We start from the raw sequence: 17,219 nt of genomic DNA, 5'->3' as shown, positions 1-17,219 counted from the left end.
AGGCATAATAATAAGGAAGTGAAAAATAGTCAATTTGGCATTGTTTCAGCAATAACAAAAGGATATGTATAAGAAAATATCGTAAATATAAGAAGTAGAAGTAACACAGTGAGTTGACTCCATCTGTTTAGACGGTAAGGAATCAGGTAGAAATAACTTAATATAAATAAATAGATGGATATAACACATACTGTTTTTGCAACCAATGAAGGGCCCAGGAAATTACCGGATATAATCAGATATACGAGTGGAACTAACTGATAACCTATGATCAGATACAAGCCAGTAAAAAGGAAAAATTGCGTTTTTTTGTTCACTATACATCTCCTTAAATTCATTTTACACCTGTACGGTGATAACTTGTTTTCTAATGGATGTCATAATGCTGTGTATATTTATTATTAAATGAGCATCTAACAATAGTCTAATACCAATTTGCGTAACACTGTGTAGAAAATTGTTGTGGTTCAGGATAGTGCGAATCTCTCTTATACCAATTAATATCAAGCATCATTCTAAGCTGTAGCTACTCTATAGGTTATACCTATCAATGTCATAGTTTGTGTATCTTGGCGCATACCTGACATGTATGTTAAAACTGAGTATAAGTAATAAACGAAACGTTCGAATATTCAACTATTATGCAGATGCGGATTAGCCGCTAACCAAAGGAGAGTTATATATATGGCAGACGTCAAAAAAATCGCAGTAATCGCTGGTGATGGAATCGGACCGGAAGTTGTAGCCGAAGCAGAAAAAGTACTGAGAAAAACCGAAGAAGTATTCGGATATTCCTTTGAGACCGAGCATGCATTGTTTGGCGGAATTGCTATTGATGAAAAGGGTACCCCGCTTCCGGAAGAGACATTGCGTATATGCAAAAGTGCCGATGCCGTACTGCTTGGCGCGGTAGGCGGACCCAAATGGGATAACAACTCCAAAGAGCTGCGCCCCGAGACAGGTTTGCTTGGTATTCGCAAGGAGCTAGGACTGTTCTCCAATCTTCGTCCGGCGGTTGTATTTGACTGTCTCAAGGAAGCCTCCACACTCAAACCGGAAGTACTCGAAGGTACAGACCTGATGGTCGTACGCGAGCTGACCGGCGGTATCTATTTTGGAGACAAGCTGAGAAGACAGGGAGCACATGGTGAAGAAGCTGTGGATACCTGTGTATACAATGTCACCGAAATCGAGCGTATTGCCAGACAGGCATTCGAAATCGCTCAGGGACGCCGCAAAAAGCTCGCTTCCGTTGATAAAGCGAACGTACTGGAGACTTCCCGTTTGTGGCGCGAGACAGTAAACCGCATTGCACCGGAATACCCGGATGTAGAACTGGAGCATGTGCTGGTAGATAACTGTGCGATGCAGTTGCTGCGTCGTCCATCGAGCTTTGACGTTATTGTTACCGAGAATATGTTCGGCGATATTCTGAGTGATGAAGCAGCCATGCTGACTGGTTCGATCGGGATGCTGGCTTCTGCTTCACTGGGCGAAGGAAGTTTTGGATTGTATGAGCCGGTACATGGTTCCGCGCCGGATATCGCCGGGCAGGGACTGGCGAATCCAATTGCAACGATTCTCTCCCTGGCACTGATGTTCCGTACTACATTTGGTTATAGTGAAGCAGCAGATGCGATTGAGTCTGCAGTAGCCAAAGTGCTGGACGAAGGTCATCGTACAGCTGATATTGCCGTGGACAAGAGCAAAGCGCTCTCTACTACGCAAATGGGCGATCTGATCGTAGCCGCTATCCAAAAAGTATAATTCCGATACTGCAAAAGCTTTTTGTAGAACAATTTTGAGGTTGTCAGACAGGTTATTTCTGTCTATGACAGCCCAGGATAAAGTACGGCTAACAAGCTGATTTGTACCTGTTTTCACCTTCTTAATTTAACCCCTTTATCGATGTATTTTACGAATAAAGGGGTTTTGTCTTACCTGAAAAAGGTGTAAAATGGAGATAAGCTGGTTAATAATCTTTCACAAACATGGATTTAACATTGATGCGAAGTCGCTTTTACGATTATAGAATCATGTCTGGAGGGAGAACTACAATGAGCTTTTGCTGTGGCGGCAGTATGATTGGAACGAAAGGGACCCTCAAACATTTTCGAACCCAGGTTCATAATGTTCCTTTGCTGGTGTGCCCGGTGTGTGAGCGTATCGAAGTGCATTACAAAGTAGAGAATGAGTACGAGATTCTCGCAGAGTATGCGCATGATGATGGTACACCGGAGATCGATTTCCAGGATTATGTGATGGAAGACGATAACACCATGTTCGAGAATTGTGTGAATGTGGAAGAGGATGACCCTGTAGATATGGTACAGCGACAGATTGATATGAGTCTGGATCTGCTGGCAGTAGCCAAGAAAATCAAGGACGAAAAATGGGAACGTGATCTAAAAAGACGTCTTGCTGTGATGAGTATGCGTCGTTCGCGTCTTCAGCATAAATAATAGAGATTATCGTGTACACGAATCGATGTGCATAACGATCTATTTCTTCGAAGAGCAGCCTGTTCATGGCTGCTCTTTTTCATTTGCCGGAGAATCATTGTATGATAGAAGAGCAGCGGTTCACTCTGCTGTATAGAATCGTGGGCGCTATTCATTGGAAAAGGATAAAGCCCCATAGCTGGATACATATAATTGCACATATTACGGCTAGATATGGAAAGGAAGAGACTGCATGATACCTGTTAATGAAGTACAGAATATTGCCCGGCAGCTGCAGACGGAGATCGGCAGAAAAATCGTAGGCAAGCAGCATGAAATTGAGCTGCTGCTGACCGCTTTGTTCGCCTCTGGTCATGTATTGATGGAGGACGTACCCGGTACCGGCAAAACGATGTTGGCCAAAACGCTGGCAGCAGCGATGCAATGCCGTTTTCAGCGTGTACAATTTACTCCGGATCTGCTGCCGTCCGATCTGACCGGCGGGAATTTTTATAATCAAAAGGAATCCGAATTCATTTTCCGTCCAGGTCCTTTATTTGCCCATATTGTACTGGCAGATGAGATCAACCGGGCCACACCACGAACCCAATCCAGTCTGCTGGAATGTATGGAGGAAAAGCAGATCAGTATCGATGGAACCAGTATGAAGCTGGAAGATCCCTTTATGGTCATCGCTACCCAGAATCCGGTTGATAACCAGGGCACATTCCCATTACCGGAAGCACAGATGGACCGGTTTATGCTCAAGCTGTCGCTGGGTTATCCTTCCTCTGTAGAAGGAGTGGAGATTCTGCGTCGATCGCTGGAAATGCCGGAATCTTCTACAGCAGTCTCAGAGACAGCTGGGAAAACGGACACAGCTGTATATCAGGAGCCGACAGACAGGGAGCCTGCATCCATGCTCCACAGAGAAGCCGGTTCCGCCCGTTCGGACGACTCTACAGTAAGCCGTGAGCAGATCATCCGAACTCGGCAAATATGCCGACAAATCCAGGTACATCCGGATCTGCTGGAATATATGGTTCGTATAGCCGAAGCGACAAGACAGCATCCCGAGACCGCGCTTGGAGCCAGTCCGCGTGCTACACAGGCACTGCTACGTGCGTCACAGGCTTATGCAGCAATTCAGGGACGAGATTATGTACTGCCTGATGATATTCGTACACTGGCGTCCCCCGTGCTCGCTCACCGGCTGATCTTCCGTAGCCGTCATCAGAATGGTGCGTCGCAGGCGATTCAGCTGATAGAGTCTATTCTGGATACCGAGCCGGTACCGACAGAGGCGGGTATAGAAGGCAGTGTGAAATAGATGGAACTGTTCTGGCTCATGTTGGTCTCTGCTGTCATGATCGTGATCCAGTCGCTGGTATTTGGCAGACGTTCTCTTACACCGGTTCATTATGAACGTAAGCTTTCCCGTAATCGCTGTCATGCCGGTGAAGAGGTAGAGATGATCGAGATTCTGGAAAATGGGCGTGCATTGCCACTGCCCTGGCTTCGTCTGGAAGCGATGCTGCCGATCGCTTTTCAATTTGCGGGTACGACGGATACGGTCATCAGTGAAGGGACCGTATATCAGAATCATAACAGCTTGTTCAGTCTGGGACGCCATACGCGCATTGTACGGCGGCATCATATGATCTGCCGGCAGCGGGGCAGTTTCCGCGTGGATAGCGCGCTCATGACAACCGGTGATCTGTTTGGATTGGCACGTGTCAGCCGTCCGGTTCAGGTACGTATTCAGATGATGGTGTATCCTGCCTATGTACCGGTCGATCATATGCCGGAAGCTTATCGCAGCTGGCAGGGAGAAGTGGAGACACGCCGCTGGATTAATGAAGATCCTTTCCTGATTACCGGGGTACGCGAGTATCGTAACGGTGATCCAATGAACCAGGTACACTGGCGGGCGACAGCACGCACCGGACAGCTGCAGGTATTCCAGCATGGTTACAGCGCTGATCCAGAAGTCATGATTCTGCTCAATATTGAACTGAGTGAGCAGATGTGGAGCATTGTCACCGAACCTACAGTAGCCGAGTATGCGATTAGCTGCGCGGCAACAGCTGCAGCCGATTTGATTGGCAGGGGCATGAAGGCTGGATTTGGACACAATGCGATTATACCTTCCGAAAATGAAGCCGATGCCCGGATATGGCCGGCTTATGGCAGTGAGCAGCTGACTGCTATCCTGCAATCCATGGCAGAGCTGCAGCTGAGAGTACGGCAGCCTTTCCCGCAATTTTTGCGTTCTTTGCTGGCGGATGAAGAGAGGCAGCAACTGGATATTCTGATCATCACTCCGCATTATTCGGAAGCGATGCGAATAGAAGTAGAGAAGCTGGAGCAGGCAGGCTCTAGAGTCAGTATCCTGCCTGTTCCGGGTGTGGAGGAATTAAAGCATGCAGTCAGTTAATCTGCGATCATACAGGGAGGTAGCACAATGACTGTGCAGTCGCGTATTTCAGTACCTGTTCGCCAGTCTATTTCAAAGAATATGGTGCAGATGCTTATTATTCTGGCAGCCATTTATCCGCTGATCATTCTATTGGATGCGTACTGGCTTGGAACCCGTTATGCTGCGGGTTGGCTGCTCATTATGCTGTCCATGGGTGGTTTGGGAACGATACTGCGTACTGCCGGGACAGCCAGAGAATCAGGCTGGAAATGGATAACGGGCCTTCTGTTCTATGTTGTCCTGGCTGGACTTGCGCTTGGGTGGCTTTATATCCAGACCAGCAGTATAGCACTGCTGGTTATGGCTCTGGTGCTGGGTGTGGCTGGTATGATCTATGGCATTGCCCTGGCGACAGGACAATGGGAGAAGGTATTTCCTCTGAAATGGCAGCTAATCTTGCTGGGTATTACCTGGATTGCCTATCTGGCTGCAGGGCGCAACGAAGGAATGGATGAGATCCGTGGATCGATTTATGCTGCTGGCGCCATCAGTATTTTTGCGATTTTATTTCGATTGGGTTCCCAGCAGATTGACAGTATTGCATTTGAAGAAGGATTCTCGCTGGCAGCGCTGCGTGCTGTAGTTCGTCGCAGTCGCAGCTGGATCTGGCTTATTGTCGTATTGATCGCCATTATTGGCGGCAGCAGCCAGCTGTCTACTGCACTTCGCTGGCTCTGGCACCGATTGATGCAGATGCTGACGCCGCATGAACCGCCACGAATGTCTGAACCTGCCAACGTAGTGAATCCGCCCATGCTGCCGCCTATGGATCTGCCGAAGACGGATACCGATGGGATGAATCCGTTCATTCTGGAGAAAATCGCCCAGATTGCTATGCTGCTGGCAATCACTGCATTTGCCGGCTTGATCGGCTGGATGGTATATCGTCTTATTCGTAAATATGCTCCCCGCCTATATCGCTGGCTCACCAGCCTGTGGGGAGGTCCCCTATCGGAAGACTCGACTGAACCCAAGGGATATACCGATCATATGGAGAAAATGGAAAAATCACATCCATCTCGTTTGCGCTGGAACCGGCATGGTGAATCCATACCTTCCGATGCGCCGGGACGAGTGCGTTATCACTATCGCCAGCTGGTACGCCGCGCCCGGAAAAAAGGTATTGCAATCACGGCTGCCGATACGCCTGCAGATATTGCCTATAAGCTGTCGAATTCACCAAATTATGAACAGTCGGATCGGCAGCCTGAACGATCAGACCATATCGATCAGACAGGAAGAGTTGGTATACAACGTCTGATTGGGTGGTATAACGATGTTCGCTATGGCAATCATTCAGTCAGCGAGGAAGACCTGGAACAGTGGGAGCAGCAGCAAAAAAAATCAAAATAGTTGATTTATTCAATTGATGCGTTAAAGCATGTGAGAATTTTTCTTTACTTTTCAATTCCGCGTACAGTATCATGGAGAGAATGAAACGGCTGAAAGGAGATTAACAATGAAACTCAACCACTGCAAAATTGTTGACTGCACGATTCGCGATGGAGGTCTGGTGAATAACTGGGATTTCAGCGTGGAATTTGTACAGGATTTGTATAATAACCTGAATAAAGCAGGCATCGACTATATGGAGATCGGCTACAAAAACTCTCCAAAACTGCTCAAAGGTGCTGAATCCGCAGGTCCATGGCGCTTCCTTGATGATGAATTCCTGCGTACCGTTATTCCTCACAAAGGTCACACCAAACTGTCTGCACTCGTGGATATCGGCCGTGTGGATGAAGATGATATTCTGCCGCGTGATGAGAGTATGCTGGATCTGATCCGTGTAGCTTGTTATATCAAGGATGTTGACAAGGCACTACAGCTTGTTCAGACCTTCCACGATCGCGGTTATGAGACAACGATCAATATTATGGCTCTGTCGAATGTGATGGAAAATGAACTGATCGAAGCGTTCGAGCTGATCAAAGAAAGCGTAGTCGATGTAGTCTATATCGTCGATAGCTATGGCAGCCTGGATTACAAAGATTTCATTTACCTGGTTGACAAGTTCAAGACACATCTGCCAAACAAACGTCTGGGTGTACATACCCATAACAATATGCAGCTGGCATTCTCCAATACGCTGATTGCTGCGGATAATGGTGTGGAACTGCTGGATGCTTCCGTATACGGAATGGGCCGTGCGGCAGGTAACTGCCCGACTGAACTGCTCGTTACTCATCTGAAAAACACCAAGTACACGCTTCGTCCGGTACTTGAAGTGATTGACAAGCATATGATTCCGCTGCGTGAAAAAGAAGAGTGGGGTTACCTGATCCCTTACATGATCACCGGAACACTGGATGAGCATCCACGCTCTGCAATGGCACTGCGCGCTTCCGAAGACAAGGATAACTCTGTAGATTTCTACGATAAACTGACTACACCGGAAGTGAGTTTCGAGAAGTCTCCCAAAGGTTGATTCCAGCTTTGAATAACAACTGGGTCCCGGTGGGAAATTGGATTTTATATCCTCTTTATCCGGTCCAATCGGTCTTTCCCAAATAGGGAGAGGCCGATTTTTTATGCAATTGGAGATAAAGGCAGCGTAAATCCAAAGCAAAATGGTGAGGCGATTTAACGGTAAGAAGTCTTTGTAAGAAAAGAAGTAGGATCAGGTCTGCCCTGTGTAAACGATGCTTGCCAAATAAATGAGGATATGGTACACTAGATCCTGTCGTTAAGAAAACACTTTTCTTGATGACTGACTTCGGGATGTAGCTCAGCTTGGTAGAGCACCTGGTTTGGGACCAGGGGGTCGCATGTTCAAATCGTGTCATCCCGATACTGATATTATGCGGGTGTAGTTCAATGGTAGAACTTCAGCCTTCCAAGCTGATAGCGTGGGTTCGATTCCCATCACCCGCTTTAATGCAAAGGCCCTTGCTCTGCAGGGGCTTTTTTTTATATTATCCCTCCTGATTCATTACTCCTCACTGACTAAATAATTTTGAGAATGGCATTATTTAGCATACCTATGCCAACACCCGTCCCGTATACTGATTGTATATCTCCAGAATGTAATCTTTTTAGAAATTCAAAGAAAAAAAGGTGGACCATGATCCAGAAGCTGTTTTTTGATAATGTTGTGGATGCGGCAAGACATATCACAGATATGCTTAGCAGCATGTTGAATGTAAGCACGATATTTGTAGCCAGTAATGACGGTACAACTAATCATATATTAAAAGCATTTAACCGGGACGAGATTCTGGTTGAGGAGGGACTTCAGCTTCCACTGAAGGATACCTACTGCAGTATTGTATCCCGTAAAGTCGTTTATATCCCCCATACATTGACTCATCCGTATACTTGCGAGATGCCGGTAACAGCAAGTACAGGAGACCATTCATTTATTGGATTTCCGGTGCTGCTGCAGAGTGGAGAATCATTCGGTACAGTATGTGCACTGCATACGCCAGGATATATATTTTCCAAATCCGAAGTCAAAACGATGCACTCGATGGCGATATTTCTGTCCTATGTTGTAGAGCTGGAGAGCCGGTTGGAGCAGCAGATAGAGATCCATGACGATCTGCTTCAGGATCATCAGCAGGTTACCGTGCAGCTGGATGATCTCCAGCAGCAAAAGGAAGAAGTCGATCTGCAGCTGCAGTACAAATCGGATACGATGGCGATTCTGAGCCATGAGATCCGTAATCCGCTCAATGGTATCATGAGTATGGTGGATATGCTGGAACCGACTTCACTGAACCCCGAGCAGCGTTCTCATCTGGATATTATCAGTAAAAGCAGTCATACCTTGATGGAACTGCTCGATAATGTACTGGATTTCAGCAAAATGGAAGCAGGGAAAATGCAGGTGGATATGGAGCTGTTTGATTTGCCTGCGCTGGTAGAGGAATCAACTTACCTGTTTGCAGCCAAAGCTATGGAACGCAATATCGAGATTGTTATGGAGATTGAGGAAAATATCCCGATTCTGTATGGAGATACCAGCAAGATCCGTCAGATTTTGATTAACCTGATCAGTAATGCAATCAAATTTACTCATGAAGGCGATGTACATGTTCAGGCACAGTTGCTGCCGGAAGAAAGCCCGGATAAAGTATCCGTGAAGTTCTCGGTTACAGATACAGGGATTGGTATCGATGATCAGCAGCTCGATCAACTATTTGAACGATATACGCGGGTGCATAAGAATGAGGGACAGTATCAAGGTACCGGACTGGGTCTTCTAATTTGCAGACAGCTCGTAGAATTAATGGACGGTCAGATTGTTGTCTCCAGTATTAAAGGCCAGGGGTCCACATTTGCGTTTATTTTGACACTGCCTCGTCATGAATTCTCTGTTCCTACTTTTCGCCAGCCGATTCTGCAGGGCAGACGTATGCTTGTGGTAGATGATAACATCAAGTCTCTGCAGTGGATTGGTCGTCTCGCAGGAGATTGGGATATACAGCTTACACCAACAGATAGTCTGGAAGATATGCTGCAGTGGCTGGATGAAGGTCAGAGATTTGATATGATTGTGCTGGATCACGAGTTAATCATTACAGAGAAATCAGCGGCAATACGTCAGCAGCTGGAGCAGCTTCAGCAAGCATACGGCATTCCGGTCATTTTGCTCACGTCTATTGGGATGACTATGAATACTTCCCTTCGTGCATGGTCCAAGAGTGTAGTCTCAAAGCCTGTACGCCGATCGTATCTGATGAATGCCTTGATTTTTGCATTAACCGATACCAAGAGCAGCACGGCCTTCTCATCTTGATGAAGCTAGACGTTATTTAACAGGATATTGAGAGAGGCGGCGATAATTCGTCGACGATTCAACCCATATAAAAAAAGCCAGTCTATGCAGCATAGACTGGCTTTTTTATATGGGTTGTAGAAATTAGTGCTGACGAGCAGGTGATGTCATAAGTTGCTGGAGAGGGATCGTTCCTGTCAAAGCAATATCCAGAATGAGTGGCCACGGCCCGTGACCTGATGCTGTATTGATATGACCCATATTTGGAAGCAGCAGTACAGGAACTTCCAGCTGCTGATATACCAGGGCTTGTTCCGGCGAGCAGAACTCATCGCTGGAAGACATAATAATCAGGGTGTCCTTGGCAGCAGCCGAGAGCTGTATACTTTGTGCCAATGGGAAAAAATTGCTGATTTCTTCCAGTCCGGTATCGGCAGACGGGGGACAGACCATTACAGCCTGGCGAACATGCCGGACCGGATGATCGGCTGCGTAATGAAGCCACAGGATACAACCAAGGCTATGCGTTAGTACGATCAATTCTTCATCCTGTGGAATACTGCTCATTAGTTCATCCAGTTCACGCAGCCATATCTCCCGGGAAGGTGCATCCTGATCGGAAAAGCGTGGATAATATACGCGGTGTCCGCGTTCAATCAGTTGCTGGCACAGCCAGGTCTGCCAGTGCTCCGGACCACTGCCACCCAGACCATGCAATAAAAGATAGCTTGTACTCAAATGATTCCACTCCTCTATATGTACTCTGTTATGGAAATAACCCTGTTAACAATATGGCTCATTATAATAAATTAGAGGGTGTCACGTCTAATTTAAACATTTAAGGTTGGCAGATGTACCTGAATTTGGTAAAATGACTTTGTCAGCTGCAACCCTTATGAGCTGAACAACTCCGCAGAAAAGAGAGGTAACCAATTGTCTAATGAAGTAACAATACGAATGTCCCTATTAACTGCAGACGACAAGTGCAGGCAGACAGCTATTGCGGCTGATGCAACGGGATTCGTATGTCTTTCTTCATATCACTGTAACGACAATTGGGAAGTCTCTGCATGGAGGAATCCTATATCCGGTATTTATGATCCTGTGAGGGATCGGTGGGAAGCTGTTGTATCTATAAGCCACCCATTCATATAAATGTACTACTCCTATCCATATTTTGTAGCGGACAGCCAGATATTTAATCAATTCGGCAGTTTTATCCGTTTGCTGCATCCTGTTTACCCTTTCCGGAAACAGATGGATACCAGAGTATAAGCTGGATTATTGTTATTATCCGATATGAATTCAAAGTACATCTTCTCCTGTATATCAACCGCGAGGCTTTTGCCATCGCGGTTTTTTTATTTGGTTCCGAATGAATATTCGGCATATGGAGAGGATGATGACAAATGACGACAATAGCACGTATACGCAATCTGGCCAAGGATTGGAAAGGCCATATGATTTTTGAACAGGTGAATCTGCAAATAGAGAGCGGAGAGAGACTGGCTCTGATCGGACTTAATGGGAGTGGCAAGACGACGCTGATCCGTATTCTGATGGGAGAGGAGTATCCGACGGAGGGAACGGTAGAGCGGATGCTGCCGCTGGAACACTGGGACTGGATGCGTCAGCAGGAGGATGAAGAAGATCTGCAGCAGGAACGAACCGTGCTGGAGGTGGCTCGACAGGGCAAGCGTGAACTGTGGTCACTGCGTGCTGTGCTGGATCATTATGAGCAGCAGTTGAATGATCCCGATATTCTGCAATCGCCGGATCGGTATAACGAGATGCTGCAGCAGTATGGGACACGAATGGAGCAGTATGAACAGCTGGATGGATTCCAGTGGGAAGTGGACGTAGAAAAACAGCTGACCCAGATCGGTATTGGCGAAGAATTATGGGCTATGCCATACAGCAGTCTGAGTGGTGGTCAGAAAACCAGGGTACGTCTGGCAGCAGTTCTTACCCGGGATACCCGGCTGCTGATTCTGGATGAGCCGACCAACCATCTGGATATCGAGACAATGGAATGGCTGGAGCAGCGTCTGCGGGAATATACCGGTGCCCTGCTGTTCGTTTCCCATGACAGGGAGTTTGTTGATCGTATGGCTACTTCGGTGTGCGAGTTGACGTCTTCCGGTATGACTACCTATAAGGGAGGCTACCGTGAATATCGGCAGCACAAAGAGCAGGAGCTGCGCACCCAGGAAGCCATGTACAAAAAGCAGGAGCAGCAGCGCAAAGCACTGGAGGAATCGATCCGGCGTTATCGTGACTGGTTCAACAAAGCTCATGATGCTGCCGGTGAACAGAATGAAGTCAAAATAACAGCCAGTTATTACAAAGCCAAAGCCAAGAAAAATATATCTCGTTACCATGCCAAGGAAAAAGCGCTGGAAAGGCTGGAAGCAGAGCGGGTAGACAAACCGCGTGCAGGCGACCAGCTGCACTTCGAACTGGAAGCGGGTGAATTCAAAGGTCGTACGCTGCTGGAGTTCAAAGGCGTTCATTTTGATTATGATTTAAATAGGAATGCGGCTGACTGCGAAATTCCTTCCAAGCCTATCGAACAGATGATGCTACCAAATAACAGTCAGCATAGCCGTTCGCCGCATAGTTCTGCTGGAGCCGAATTATTCGCAGGTATCAGCTTCCATCTGGAAAGGGGAGACCGGCTAGCGGTTACAGGAGCCAATGGTACGGGTAAAACAACGCTGCTGCGTCTGATGCTCGGCCAATTGGAAACGCGGCAAGGAGAGATCCATCGCCATCCTGCACTGCAGATCGGTTATTTTTCACAGGAGCTGGAAAGCTTGCCGACAGAGCTTACCTTGCTGGATAGCCTGCTGCTCCTGCCCGGTATGACACGTACAGAAGCACAGACCATTCTAGGCTGTTTTCTGTTCCGGCGGGAAGATGTGCACAAGGTTATTGGTACACTCAGTATGGGTGAAAAGTGTCGCGCCGCTTTGATTCGTCTGTATTTTGGCGGAGCGAATCTGCTGGTATTGGATGAGCCGACCAATTATCTGGATATTGCTGCTCAGGAAGTGATTGAATCGGTACTGCAGAGTTATAGCGGGACGATCGTGCTGGTCTCCCATGACCGCATGCTCGTACGCAGGCTGGCTACTCGTCTGCTCATGCTGGATGGCAAAGGACAAGGTACTCTTTTCCATGGAAATATGGATGAATATGAGCAGTCTGTTCAGCGCAAACAGCAGGAGGAACGCTCTGGTGGCAAGCAGGCTGATGATGAACGTCTGCTGCTGGAGCTTCGACTGGCACAATTAATGGCTTCGGCAGAAAAGGACCCATCATTAACCGGATCTGCTGCCGGTAGACTTACTGCTGAACATTCGGATTCTCAAAGGGGTGCGAATACTTCAAATCAATCGCCCGGACAAGCTGAATATTGGTCTGCAATAGATCCCTCCCTGTCGCTGGTGCAGGAAATCAGGCAGCTGCGCCGTGAATTGGAACGCTTTAACCGTTGACGGGAGAGAGTGAAGTTTGTACAATAATGAGTATCTATTAGCATCTGTACATGTACATGCATGCAACCATAACAACTGCAACGATGGAGACAAGTAGACCGTACTTCCCTACAGGGAGAAAATGTCATGGATTGAGAGCATTTTCCGGGAACAAGGCTGTTGAAATTCACTCCGGAGCAGCTTCCTGAACAACTGGTGTAGAAACTAATTTCCTTTGTCCATGACAGAGCAAGGTTGAATCTACATGCAGGATACAGTAGGGATAGCCGGTCTAACGATCCGTTATTATCGTTTTGAGCGAGAAATTATAATTATGCCAGAGAGGCACAGATTCAGCTGAACGCTATTGATTTTGGCTGTATTCCGATTTGCCGGCTGTATTATATTTCTAACAAGGGTGGTACCACGGTCTTTTCGTCCCTTACGGGAGAGAAGGCCTTTTTTTGTTGGTTACAGAGCATAGGATGGATATAACGAAAGGGGAAAATGGCAATGAGCGAAACGGTTCAAATGAAAGAGCATTTGCTGGCTTTGCAAAAGGAAGCGCTGGAGGTGCTGGAGCAGGTATCTACACCCAAAGAGCTGGACGAGCTGCGCGTTAAATATTCCGGTAAAAAAGGAGCACTGACCGAGGTTCTGCGCGGTATGGGTAAACTGAGTGCGGAAGAGCGTCCGGTCGTTGGTCAGATTGCCAACGAAGTTCGTGAGTCGATTGAAGAAGTAATCAACCGCAAACAAACAGAATTCGTCAGAGCAGAGACCAATCAGCGTCTGCAGGCGGAGAAAGTCGATGTTACCCTGCCTGGTCGTCCGATGACACAGGGAAGTATTCACCCGCTCAACAAAGTGATTGAAGAGCTGGAAGATATCTTTATCGGAATGGGTTATCGTGTAGCCGAAGGTCCTCAGGTTGAGACGGATTACTATAACTTTGAAGCATTGAATCTGCCGCAGAATCATCCGGCACGCGATATGCAGGATTCCTTTTACCTGACGGAAGATCTGCTCATGCGTACGCAGACTTCGCCGATTCAGATTCGCGCTATGGAAGCGGCCAAAGGACAGGCACCATTGAAGGTCATCTGCCCGGGTACGGTCTACCGCCGCGATGATGATGATGCTACCCACTCTTTCCAGTTCCATCAGATTGAAGGACTGGTCATCGATAAAGGCATCCGCATGAGTGATCTGAAAGGAACCCTGCTGCAGTTTGCCCGCGAAATGTTCGGTGAACAGACCGAGATTCGTCTGCGTCCAAGCTTTTTCCCGTTCACAGAGCCAAGCGTCGAGGTAGATGTAACCTTTACCAAGAAAAACGGCGAGCGCATCTGGATCGAGATTCTTGGCTGCGGTATGGTGCACCCGAAAGTACTGGAAATGGGCGGATTTGATCCGGAAGTATACAGTGGATTTGCATTCGGTATGGGCGTAGAACGTATCGCTATTCTGAAATACGGTATCGATGATATCCGTCATTTCTACAGCAATGATATGCGTTTCCTGAGCCAGTTCTCCCATCTGTAATCTGGATGCTGCCAGAATAAAAGGACAGCCGAACAAGACTGTCTGCAACAAACCAATACAAATGAAATGAAGCATATAAACGTTAAAGGAGTGGACGGACTGTGAAAGTATCAACACAATGGCTGTCTCAGTATGTGTCTCTGGAAGGAGTACACGCAGAGGACCTCGCTGAGCAAATTACCCGTGCCGGGATCGAGATTGACAGTGTGGAACAGCGTAATCAGGGGATTACCGGCGTTGTCGTCGGTTATGTGAAAAGCAAAGAAAAGCATCCGGATGCGGATAAACTGAATGTATGTATCGTCGATGCCGGACAGGGTGAAGATCTGCAGATCGTTTGTGGCGCCAAAAACGTCGATGCCGGACAAAAAGTACCTGTAGCGCTAATCGGCGCAAAATTGCCGGGCGATTTTCATATCAAAAAAGCCAAGCTGCGCGGTGTACTCTCTCAGGGTATGATTTGTTCTGCCAAAGAGCTGGGTATCAATGACAAGCTGCTTGCCAAGGAACAGCAGGAAGGTATCCTTGTCCTGCCGGAACAAACCGAGGTCGGTACACCAGTCGTTGAACTGCTCGGACTGAATGATGAAGTACTGGACTTTGATCTGACACCGAACCGCTCCGATTGTCTGAGTATGATCGGTGCTGGTTATGAAGTGGCAGCGATCCTCGGACGTGAAGTGAAACTGCCGGAAGTGAATCTGGTTGAAGGCGGCGACGCGGCTAACAGCCATATCTCCGTAAGTATCGAAGCCCAGCAGGAGTGCAGTCATTTCTCTGCACGTTATATCAGCGGCATTCAGGTAGCACCTTCACCACTGTGGATGCAGAACCGTCTGATCGCTGCCGGTGTTCGTCCGATCAATAACGTGGTTGATATTACCAACTTTGTGATGTTGGAATATGGACAGCCGCTGCATGCTTATGATGCGGATACGCTGAACGGTGGCGCGATTGAAGTACGTATGGGCCGCGAAGGCGAAGTGCTCAAGACGCTGGATGATCAGGAGCGCAAGCTGGATGAGCGTATGCTGGTTATCGCAAGTGGTGGCAAGGCTGTAGGCCTGGCTGGCGTAATGGGTGGAGCCGATACCGAAGTAACACCGGGTACCGTAAATATTCTACTGGAATCTGCACGCTTTGATGGCGGAACCGTACGCAAAACGTCCCGTCGTCTGGGACTGCGTTCCGAAGCAAGCTTGCGTTTTGAAAAAGAAGTCGATCCTGCTGCAGTCGTGCCTGCACTGAATCGTGCGGCTGAACTGATCGCTCGTTATGCACAAGGCATGATTCATGAAGGTGTTGTCGAGCAGGTTGTACAGCAGCCGGAGGAAAAAGTGCTGATTCTGTCCCTGAGCAAGGTGAATCGTTATCTTGGTACTGAATTGTCCATGCTGGAAGTCAAAACGATCTTTGGTCGTCTGCATTTCGCTTGTGGCGATTATGCCCAGGATCAGCTGGAGATTCGCATTCCAACCCGCCGTGGTGATATCGAACGCGATGTGGATCTGATTGAAGAAGTAGCCCGTCTGTACGGTTATGATAATATCCCGACCACAGCGATTGAAGGGGCTACTACACCGGGGGCACTGACTCGTCCGCAGCGTCTGCGCCGTACGATTCGCCGTCTGCTGGTACATGGTGGATATAACGAAGTAGTGAGTTATTCCTTTACCCATCCGGACAAAAACAAGCTGTTCCCGCAGCTGCGCGGCAGCAACCATAATGTAGCGCTGGCTATGCCGATGAGTGAAGAGCGCAGTGTACTGCGTACCGGACTGGTCTCCAATATGCTGGAGATTGCTTCCTACAATCGCAACCGTAAGCAGGAGAATCTGGCATTGTTCGAAGTGGGCATGGCTTTCTTCACCGAAGAAGAGAAGCTGACTCGCCAGCCGCAGGAAGTGCCTCTGCTTGGACTTCTGCTCACTGGACGTCGTCAGCAGGCACAGTGGAATACAGCTAACGATCGCGTGGATTTCTTTGATATCAAGGGAGCACTGGATGGATTATTCGACTATCTAGGACTGCAGCAATTCGTATCTTATCGCGCCGATCAGCCGGAAGGCTATCATCCGGGACGTTCTGCATCGGTATATCTGCAATCCGGTACTCAGGAAGTACGTATCGGAACCATCGGTCAGATTCATCCGGATATCCAGCGTGAATCCGATCTGGAAGATACCTATGTCGCCGAAATCGAGCTGACTCCGCTATATGAACATGTGAGCGAGCAGATCACGTATCATGAACTACCGCGTTATCCTTCGGTACAGCGTGATATTGCTGTTGTTGTCAATGATGAAATTCCGGCAGGGGATCTGCTGAAAGTGATTCGCGAGACGGCAGGAGAATTGCTGGAATCGGTACAGGTATTTGATATTTTCAAAGGTGAGCGTCTGGGCGAAGGCAAGAAGAGCGTAGCGATTGCACTTGTATATCGTCATCAGGAGCATACTCTGACCGATGAAGAGGTGACTGGTGTTCATCAGCAGGTTATTGCCCTGCTGTCGGAGCAATTCGGAGCAGAACTTCGTAAATAAGCGGATTATCCA

11 protein-coding genes, 2 tRNA genes and 1 other annotated feature are annotated in these 17,219 nt (G+C 47.8%); of the genes, 12 read left to right on the top strand and 1 reads right to left on the bottom strand.

Annotated features, from left to right (window positions below; genetic code table 11):
- Nucleotides 1-684: 684 nt before the first annotated feature.
- From leuB to WH46_RS01500, 9 genes are all read left to right on the top strand, one after another.
- The gene (leuB, locus tag WH46_RS01540) at nt 685-1,767 is read left to right on the top strand and encodes a 3-isopropylmalate dehydrogenase (RefSeq protein ID WP_017811370.1); all 1,083 of its coding nucleotides are present in this window, start codon (nt 685-687) and stop codon (nt 1,765-1,767) included.
- Nucleotides 1,768-2,057: 290 nt separating this feature from the next.
- Nucleotides 2,058-2,462, top strand: a complete 405-nt coding sequence (locus tag WH46_RS01535; RefSeq protein WP_017811369.1) for a hypothetical protein — start codon at nt 2,058-2,060, stop codon at nt 2,460-2,462.
- A gap of 232 nt (nt 2,463-2,694) precedes the next feature.
- Nucleotides 2,695-3,771 carry an AAA family ATPase gene (locus WH46_RS01530; RefSeq protein WP_052714075.1) on the top strand — a complete coding sequence of 359 codons (1,077 nt, stop codon included), beginning with the start codon at nt 2,695-2,697 and terminating at the stop codon, nt 3,769-3,771.
- Nucleotides 3,772-4,878, top strand: coding sequence for a DUF58 domain-containing protein (locus WH46_RS01525; protein ID WP_046225456.1), 1,107 nt, complete (start codon nt 3,772-3,774; stop codon nt 4,876-4,878).
- Between the two features lie 27 nt (nt 4,879-4,905).
- Entirely contained in the window at nt 4,906-6,273 is a 1,368-nt protein-coding gene (locus tag WH46_RS01520) for a DUF4129 domain-containing protein (RefSeq protein ID WP_046225455.1), read from the top strand.
- A 106-nt stretch (nt 6,274-6,379) separates the two neighbouring features.
- Nucleotides 6,380-7,348, top strand: coding sequence for an aldolase catalytic domain-containing protein (locus tag WH46_RS01515; protein ID WP_017811365.1), 969 nt, complete (start codon nt 6,380-6,382; stop codon nt 7,346-7,348).
- Nucleotides 7,349-7,637: 289 nt separating this feature from the next.
- Nucleotides 7,638-7,711: transfer RNA gene (locus WH46_RS01510), tRNA-Pro, on the top strand.
- A 12-nt stretch (nt 7,712-7,723) separates the two neighbouring features.
- Nucleotides 7,724-7,794, top strand: a tRNA-Gly gene (locus WH46_RS01505).
- A gap of 190 nt (nt 7,795-7,984) precedes the next feature.
- Entirely contained in the window at nt 7,985-9,661 is a 1,677-nt protein-coding gene (locus WH46_RS01500) for an ATP-binding protein (RefSeq protein WP_046225454.1), read from the top strand.
- Nucleotides 9,662-9,784: 123 nt separating this feature from the next.
- Here WH46_RS01500 and WH46_RS01495 read toward each other — a convergent pair whose 3' ends face one another.
- Nucleotides 9,785-10,378 (bottom strand): RBBP9/YdeN family alpha/beta hydrolase, encoded by a 594-nt coding sequence (locus tag WH46_RS01495; protein WP_052714074.1) that lies wholly within the window; start codon nt 10,376-10,378, stop codon nt 9,785-9,787.
- A gap of 671 nt (nt 10,379-11,049) precedes the next feature.
- Between WH46_RS01495 and WH46_RS01490 the strand changes: the two genes are divergently transcribed.
- The 3 genes from WH46_RS01490 to pheT all read left to right on the top strand — a co-directional run bounded on the left by WH46_RS01490 (nt 11,050) and on the right by pheT (nt 17,207).
- Entirely contained in the window at nt 11,050-13,140 is a 2,091-nt protein-coding gene (locus tag WH46_RS01490; protein ID WP_046225453.1) for an ABC-F family ATP-binding cassette domain-containing protein, read from the top strand.
- Nucleotides 13,141-13,211: 71 nt separating this feature from the next.
- Nucleotides 13,212-13,565 (top strand) — a binding site (T-box leader).
- 85 nt (nt 13,566-13,650) lie between these two features.
- Nucleotides 13,651-14,664: a phenylalanine--tRNA ligase subunit alpha gene (gene pheS / locus WH46_RS01485; RefSeq protein WP_026135993.1), complete on the top strand. Its 1,014-nt coding sequence runs from the start codon at nt 13,651-13,653 to the stop codon at nt 14,662-14,664.
- A gap of 101 nt (nt 14,665-14,765) precedes the next feature.
- A complete protein-coding gene (gene pheT, locus WH46_RS01480; RefSeq protein ID WP_046225452.1) occupies nt 14,766-17,207 on the top strand; it encodes a phenylalanine--tRNA ligase subunit beta in 2,442 nt (813 codons plus the stop codon).
- The last annotated feature ends 12 nt before the right edge of the window (nt 17,208-17,219 follow it).

Origin of the sequence: Paenibacillus dauci (genome assembly GCF_000971985.1) — a bacterium.
Taxonomy (GTDB): domain Bacteria; phylum Bacillota; class Bacilli; order Paenibacillales; family Paenibacillaceae; genus Saccharibacillus; species Saccharibacillus dauci.
The sequence above is the reverse complement of the archived record's forward strand: the minus strand, read 5'-3'. Positions and strand labels throughout refer to the sequence as shown.

What these genes read in the sequence shown, in the direction of transcription:
- leuB (WP_017811370.1), top strand. Translation starts at nt 685, where the DNA reads ATGGCAGACGTCAAAAAAATCGCAGTAATCGCTGGTGATGGAATCGGA.
- WH46_RS01535 (WP_017811369.1), top strand. Translation starts at nt 2,058, where the DNA reads ATGAGCTTTTGCTGTGGCGGCAGTATGATTGGAACGAAAGGGACCCTC.
- WH46_RS01530 (WP_052714075.1), top strand. Translation starts at nt 2,695, where the DNA reads ATGATACCTGTTAATGAAGTACAGAATATTGCCCGGCAGCTGCAGACG.
- WH46_RS01525 (WP_046225456.1), top strand. Translation starts at nt 3,772, where the DNA reads ATGGAACTGTTCTGGCTCATGTTGGTCTCTGCTGTCATGATCGTGATC.
- WH46_RS01520 (WP_046225455.1), top strand. Translation starts at nt 4,906, where the DNA reads ATGACTGTGCAGTCGCGTATTTCAGTACCTGTTCGCCAGTCTATTTCA.
- WH46_RS01515 (WP_017811365.1), top strand. Translation starts at nt 6,380, where the DNA reads ATGAAACTCAACCACTGCAAAATTGTTGACTGCACGATTCGCGATGGA.
- WH46_RS01500 (WP_046225454.1), top strand. Translation starts at nt 7,985, where the DNA reads ATGATCCAGAAGCTGTTTTTTGATAATGTTGTGGATGCGGCAAGACAT.
- WH46_RS01490 (WP_046225453.1), top strand. Translation starts at nt 11,050, where the DNA reads ATGACGACAATAGCACGTATACGCAATCTGGCCAAGGATTGGAAAGGC.
- pheS (WP_026135993.1), top strand. Translation starts at nt 13,651, where the DNA reads ATGAAAGAGCATTTGCTGGCTTTGCAAAAGGAAGCGCTGGAGGTGCTG.